At 62.7% G+C, this 6,753-nt stretch carries 7 protein-coding genes; 5 read left to right on the top strand and 2 right to left on the bottom strand.

The features are described 5' to 3' along the window. Positions 1–63 precede the first annotated feature (63 nt). On the bottom strand, positions 64–1,224 hold the full coding sequence (locus tag RGM2987_RS00775; protein WP_245138210.1) for a patatin-like phospholipase family protein: 1,161 nt from the start codon (positions 1,222–1,224) through the stop codon (positions 64–66). A gap of 36 nt (positions 1,225–1,260) precedes the next feature. After that, complete coding sequence (locus RGM2987_RS00770; protein ID WP_245138209.1) at positions 1,261–2,193, bottom strand: lipid A biosynthesis lauroyl acyltransferase; 933 nt, start codon at positions 2,191–2,193, stop codon at positions 1,261–1,263. Between the two features lie 118 nt (positions 2,194–2,311). On the opposite strand from RGM2987_RS00770, the gene minC reads away from it, so the two are divergent. The 5 genes from minC (at position 2,312) to RGM2987_RS00745 (ending at position 6,659) form a co-directional block, all read left to right on the top strand. Next, the gene (minC, locus tag RGM2987_RS00765) at positions 2,312–3,049 is read left to right on the top strand and encodes a septum site-determining protein MinC (protein WP_245138208.1); all 738 of its coding nucleotides are present in this window, start codon (positions 2,312–2,314) and stop codon (positions 3,047–3,049) included. Positions 3,050–3,250: 201 nt separating this feature from the next. Continuing rightward, a complete protein-coding gene (gene minD, locus RGM2987_RS00760; RefSeq protein ID WP_024779631.1) occupies positions 3,251–4,063 on the top strand; it encodes a septum site-determining protein MinD in 813 nt (270 codons plus the stop codon). Next, the gene (gene minE, locus RGM2987_RS00755; RefSeq protein WP_007960071.1) at positions 4,063–4,317 is read left to right on the top strand and encodes a cell division topological specificity factor MinE; all 255 of its coding nucleotides are present in this window, start codon (positions 4,063–4,065) and stop codon (positions 4,315–4,317) included. The genes minD and minE overlap by 1 nt, the downstream gene beginning before the upstream one ends. A gap of 183 nt (positions 4,318–4,500) precedes the next feature. Continuing rightward, positions 4,501–5,136 carry an RluA family pseudouridine synthase gene (locus RGM2987_RS00750; RefSeq protein WP_025214990.1) on the top strand — a complete coding sequence of 212 codons (636 nt, stop codon included), beginning with the start codon at positions 4,501–4,503 and terminating at the stop codon, positions 5,134–5,136. A 233-nt stretch (positions 5,137–5,369) separates the two neighbouring features. Next, positions 5,370–6,659, top strand: coding sequence for a M18 family aminopeptidase (locus RGM2987_RS00745; protein ID WP_245138207.1), 1,290 nt, complete (start codon positions 5,370–5,372; stop codon positions 6,657–6,659). Positions 6,660–6,753: the final 94 nt, after the last annotated feature.

The following is a 6,753-nucleotide window of genomic DNA, read 5'->3' as shown; positions in this document are numbered from 1 at the left end:
ACCACCTAGAACTAAACTTCAGCAGTCGTATGCAGAGTCAGATGAGTATAAGATACAGCTGTATCACTCCTGAGCCAACCCCAAAAACCGTCGCAACTCCTCGCGCTGCGCCAACGCATCCTGGCGCCCCAGCTCGATCAGCTCGCTGCAATACCCCGCCTCGAACAACAGATAACTCAGCACCCCGGCGCCGCTGGTCTTGGTCGCACCCGGCCCACGCAGGAATACCCGTAGCGCGCGGGGCAGTTCCTGGCGGTGGCGAGCGGCGATTTCGTCGATGGGCTGGCTGGGGGAAATCACCAGTACCTCCACCGGCGCCGCGCCCAAAGTATGGGCCGCGATGTCGTCGGGCAACCAGCGGCTGAAGCCGTTCAGGCGTTGCAGCAGCTCGATGTCGCTTTCCAGGCTGTCGATGAACGTGCTGTTGAGCATATGGCCGCCGATCTGCGCCAGGGTCGGTTGCAGGCCGGTGTAGCTGCGCTCCATGGGATCCTGCCCGCCGGCGCCGCGCGGGTTGCCACTGACGCCGATGACCAGCACCCGATTGGCCCCCAGGTGCAAGGCCGGGCTGATCGGCGCCGATTGCCGCACGGCGCCGTCACCGAAATACTGCGGGCCGATCTTGACCGGTGCGAACAGCAAGGGAATCGCCGAACTGGCCAGCAGGTGCTCCACCGACAACGGCGTCGGCACCCCGATACGTCGGTGTCGCAGCCAGGCATCGATGGTGCCGCGCCCCTGATAGAACGTCACGGCCTGGCCGGACTCATAACCGAACGCCGTCACCGCCACCGCCCGCAATTGCTGCGCGGCGATGGCTTGCTCGATGCCCGAGGCGTGGAATTGCGCCTGGAGCAGTTCGCGCAGCGGCGAGCTGTCAATCAGCGCCACCGGCAACTTGGCGCCCAGGCCCAGCAGGCTGTGGGTGATGAAGCGCGTCGCCTGGGCCAGCACCCCGCGCCAGTCGCTGCGCATCACCTGATGGCTGCGCACCGCTTGCCAGAAGGCTGTCAGCCGTTCGATGGCGGTCTTGAAATCCATCGCCCCGCTTGCCAGGCTGACCGCGTTGATCGCGCCGGCCGAAGTGCCGACGATCACCGGGAACGGATTCTGTGCCCCGACGGGCAACAATTCGGCAATCGCCGCCAATACCCCTACTTGATACGCTGCCCGAGCCCCACCGCCGGAAAGAATCAAACCCGTTACCGGTTCAGCTGGGGTCATCGCAATGCTCCGTGCTCATGAATGTGGACTACAGGCTCAACCGCGTTTGTCGTACAGCTTCGGCTCACCCGGCGGACGACTCTTGAAGCGCCGGTGGGCCCAGAGGTATTGCTCGGGACAATCGCTCACCGAGCGCTCGACCCATTGATTGATGCGGATGCAATCGGCCTCTTCGGTCTCGCCCGGGAAATCTTCCAACGGTGCCTGGATCACCAGACGATAGCCGCTGCCATCGGCCAGGCGCTCCTGGATGAATGGCACCACCAGCGCCTTGCCCAGGCGTGCGAACTTGCTGGTGGCGGTAACGGTTGCGGCCTGGATGCCGAACAGTGGCACAAACACGCTCTGCTTGGCACCGTAATCCTGGTCCGGTGCATACCAGATTGCCCGGCCGGCGCGCAGCAACTTGAGCATGCCGCGCACATCGTCACGCTCCACCGCCAGGGAATCGAGGTTATGCCGCTCGCGACCGCGGCGCTGGATGTAGTCGAACAGCGGATTCTTGTGCTCGCGGTACATGCCATCGATGGTGTGCTGCTGGCCGAGCAACGCCGCGCCGATTTCCAGGGTGGTGAAATGCAGCGCCATCAGGATCACGCCCTTGCCCTCGCGCTGGGCCTGCTTGAGGTGCTCAAGGCCTTCGACATGGGCCAGCTTCGCCAGCCGCGAACGCGACCACCACCAGCTCATGGCCATCTCGAAGAAGGCGATGCCGGTGGAGGCGAAGTTTTCCTTGAGCAAGCGCTTGCGCTCGGCTGCGGATTTTTCCGGGAAACACAGCTCCAGATTGCGCCGGGCAATGCGCCGTCGGTCGCCGGCCGCCCGGTACATCAGCGCGCCCAATGCACGACCGACCCACAGCAGGCAGGGGTAAGGCAACTGGACGATCAGCCACAACAGCCCCAGGCCGCACCACAGCAGCCAGAAACGCGGATGAAAAAATGCAGCTCGAAAACGCGGGCGGTCCATTACAGCTTCCACAAAGACATGGGCCGCGCATTCTACATCGTTCGACCCGGCTTGCGGCTCGCGGGCGATCTCGTTATAAGTCTCGGCACTTTTAGTGATAAGCCGTTGTACGCCGACCATGAGCCAAACCGAACCGCTAGACCAAGATCCCGTGTTCCAGCTGAAGGGCAGCATGCTCGCCATTACGGTGCTGGAGCTGGCCCGCAACGACCTGGAGGGCCTTGACCGGCAGCTCGCGGCCAAAGTCGCCCAGGCGCCGAATTTCTTCAGCAACGCCCCGCTGGTGTTGGCCCTCGACAAATTGCCGGCCGACCAGGGCTCGGTGGACCTACCGGGCCTGATGCGCGTCTGCCGCCAGCACGGCCTGCGCACCCTGGCGATCCGTGCCAGCCGCATCGAAGACATCGCCGCCGCCATTGCCGTGGACATTCCGGTATTGCCGCCGTCCGGCGCCCGCGAGCGGGTGTTGGAGTTGAGTCCGGTCGAAACCAAGAAAACCCCGGAAAAGCCACCGGAACCGAGCATCAAGCCGACCCGGGTCATCACTTCGCCAGTACGCGGCGGGCAGCAGATTTACGCCCAGGGTGGCGATCTGGTGGTGGTGTCCTCGGTCAGCCCGGGTGCGGAACTTCTGGCCGATGGCAACATCCATGTATACGGCCCGATGCGCGGTCGTGCGCTGGCGGGCGTCAAGGGCGACACGAAAGCCAGGATCTTCTGTCAGCAATTGAGCGCTGAACTGCTTTCCATCGCCGGGCAGTACAAGGTCTCCGAGGATCTGCGCCGCGACCCACTGTGGGGGGCCGGCGTCCAGGTCAGCCTGTCGGGTGACGTGTTGAACATCATACGGCTTTAACGGATACTGCCGCATTTTCCAAGCATCTCTAAAACGTAGCGAAAACGGCTGAAACGACGTAGGAAACAGGATCAGGCAGGGATCACCGGAGGTGAACCTCGTCCAGCGCCCTGTTCCAGCCAAGCCTGTCCAATTGCCGCCGTTCTCAAGAGATGTTTTTCAGGGGCTGACAAAGTCCTTTTTCCTTAGGGGTGAAACACCTTGGCCAAGATTCTCGTGGTTACATCCGGCAAGGGTGGTGTGGGTAAGACCACCACCAGCGCCGCTATCGGTACCGGCCTCGCACTGCGCGGCCACAAGACAGTCATCGTCGACTTCGACGTCGGCCTGCGTAACCTGGACCTGATCATGGGTTGCGAGCGTCGCGTGGTCTATGACTTCGTCAACGTGGTCAACGGTGAAGCGAACCTGCAACAAGCCCTGATCAAGGACAAGCGCCTTGAGAACCTCTATGTGCTGGCCGCCAGCCAGACCCGCGACAAAGACGCGCTGACCCAGGAAGGCGTGGAAAAAGTCCTGATGGAGCTCAAGGAACAATTCGAGTTCGTGGTCTGCGACTCCCCGGCGGGCATCGAGAAAGGCGCCCACCTGGCAATGTACTTCGCTGACGAAGCGATCGTCGTGACCAACCCGGAAGTGTCCTCGGTACGTGACTCCGACCGCATGCTGGGCCTGTTGGCGAGCAAATCCCGGCGTGCCGAGAAAGGCGAAGAGCCGATCAAGGAACACCTGCTGATCACCCGCTACCACCCGGAGCGTGTCGAGAAGGGCGAAATGCTCGGTGTCGAAGACGTCAAGGAAATCCTCGCCGTCCGGCTGCTGGGCGTGATCCCGGAATCCCAGGCGGTGCTCAAGGCCTCCAACCAGGGCGTCCCGGTGATCCTCGACGATCAGAGCGACGCCGGCCAGGCCTACAGCGATACTGTTGACCGTCTGCTGGGCAAAGACCTGGAACACCGGTTCCTCAACGTCGAGAAGAAGGGATTCTTCGAGCGCCTGTTTGGAGGTAGGTAATGAACCTTTTTGACTTCTTTCGTGCCAACAAAAAGCCAAGTACCGCCTCGGTCGCGAAAGAGCGTCTACAGATCATCGTGGCGCACGAACGCGGCCAACGCAGCACCCCGGACTACCTGCCTTCCTTGCAGAAGGAACTGGTCGAAGTGATCCGCAAGTACGTCAACATCGGCAACGATGACGTGCATGTCGCGCTGGAAAGCCAGGGCAGCTGCTCGATTCTGGAACTCAACATCACCCTGCCGGATCGCTGATCGATCCTGCGGGAGCCACGGCGGCTCGGGCCCCACAGCCTTTGTGGGAGCAGGCTTGCTCGCGAAGACGGCAGCACATTCAACATCGATGTGCCTGAAAAACCGCTTTCGCGAGCAAGCCCGCTCCCACATTGAAGGCCGGGGCCCGAGCCGCCGTTGGCGTTTGTACCGAGACTGTTTTCAATGCCCCTTTCCAATATCCGCATCATTCACCAGGACGCCGCCGTGCTGGTGGTCGACAAGCCGACCCTGCTGCTGTCCGTGCCCGGCCGGGCCGACGACAACAAGGATTGCCTGATCACCCGCTTGCAGGAAAACGGCTACCCGGAAGCGCGAATCGTGCACCGGCTGGACTGGGAAACCTCCGGCATCATCTTGCTGGCCCGGGATCCGGACACTCATCGCGAACTGTCCCGGCAATTTCATGACCGCGAAACCGAAAAAGCCTACACCGCACTGTGCTGGGGCCAGCCGGCGCTGGACAGCGGCAGTATCGACCTGCCCCTGCGCTACGACCCACCGACCAAACCACGCCACGTGGTAGACCATGAGCACGGCAAACACGCCCTGACCTTCTGGCGCGTACTGGAGCGTTGCGGAGACTGGTGCCGGGTCGAGCTGACGCCGATCACCGGGCGCTCGCATCAGTTGCGCGTGCACATGTTGTCCATCGGCCATCCGCTATTGGGCGACGGGCTCTACGCCCACCCACAAGCCCTGGCCGCCTGGCCGCGCCTGTGCCTGCACGCCAGCATGCTGAGCTTCACCCACCCGCAAAGCGGCGAACGCCTGCGTTTCGAGTGCCCGGCACCGTTCTGAACCTTGCCAAGTAAGCCTCTGCTACAAAGCCCCCTTTATGGCACGGACCTTTTGTGGCGAGGGAGCTTGCTCCCGCTGGACCGGGCTGGCGCTCCAGCGCGAAGCGGTCCCAGTTTTTTGGGGGCCGCTACGCATCCCAGCGGGAGCAAGCTCCCTCGCCACAATGCCATTTCAACTGATCATCAGCCCCACCAATACGGTAAACTCCCGCCCATTGCTGTCTGGAGTTAATTATGCGCGCAGAGTTGAACCAGGGCCTGATCGACTTTCTCAAGGCCTCCCCTACCCCGTTCCATGCCACCGCCAGCCTTGCCAAACGCCTGGAGGCGGCGGGTTATCAGCGTCTGGATGAACGCGAGACCTGGGCCACCGAGCCCAACGGTCGCTATTACGTCACGCGCAACGACTCCTCGATCATCGCCTTCAAGCTGGGCCGCAACGCCCCGCTGTACGACGGCATACGCCTGGTCGGCGCACACACCGACAGCCCTTGCCTGCGGGTCAAGCCGCAGCCGGAACTGCAACGCCATGGCTTCTGGCAACTGGGTGTGGAAGTCTACGGCGGTGCATTGCTCGCGCCGTGGTTCGACCGCGACTTGTCCCTGGCCGGGCGCGTGACGTTCCGCCGCGACGGTAAGGTCGAAAGCCAGTTGATCGATTTCAAGGCGCCGATCGCCACGATTCCGAACCTGGCCATCCACCTCAATCGCGAGGCCAACCAGGGCTGGGCGATCAACCCGCAGAACGAACTGCCACCGATCCTTGCCCAGTTTGCCGGCGATGAGCGCGTCGACTTCCGTGCCGTGCTCACTGACCAACTGGCCCGCGAGCATGGCCTGAACGCCGATGTGGTGCTCGATTACGAGCTGAGTTTCTACGACACCCAGAACGCTGCGGTCATTGGCCTGCATGGCGATTTCATTGCTGGCGCACGCCTGGACAACCTGTTGTCGTGTTACGCCGGCCTGCAAGCCTTGCTCAACGCCGACACCGAAGAAACCTGTGTACTGGTGTGCAACGACCACGAAGAAGTCGGCTCCTGCTCGGCCTGTGGCGCTGACGGTCCGATGCTCGAACAAACCCTGCGGCGCCTGCTGCCGGAAGGTGAAGAGTTCGTGCGCACCATCCAGAAATCCTTGCTGGTTTCAGCGGACAACGCCCATGGCGTGCACCCCAACTACGCCGACAAGCACGACGCCAACCACGGCCCCAAGCTCAACGCCGGGCCAGTGATCAAGGTCAACAGCAACCAGCGCTACGCCACCAACAGCGAAACCGCCGGATTCTTCCGTCACCTGTGCATGGCCGAAGAAGTGCCAGTGCAGAGCTTCGTGGTGCGCAGCGACATGGGTTGCGGCTCGACCATCGGCCCGATCACCGCCAGCCAACTGGGCGTGCGCACCGTCGATATCGGCCTGCCGACCTTCGCCATGCACTCGATCCGCGAGCTGTGTGGCAGCCATGACCTGGCGCACCTGGTGAAGGTGTTGAGTGCGTTCTACGCCTCTCGCGAATTGCCATAGTCACCGCTAACCCGTGGCGAGGGAGCTTGCTCCCGCTGGGCTGCGTAGCGGCCCCCTTTTGCGGGCGCTGCGCACCCGAGCGGGAGCAAGCTCC

This window comes from Pseudomonas sp. RGM2987 (genome assembly GCF_022952855.1).
In the GTDB taxonomy this organism is placed as follows: Bacteria; Pseudomonadota; Gammaproteobacteria; order Pseudomonadales; family Pseudomonadaceae; genus Aquipseudomonas.
The sequence above is the reverse complement of the archived record's forward strand: the minus strand, read 5'-3'. Positions and strand labels throughout refer to the sequence as shown.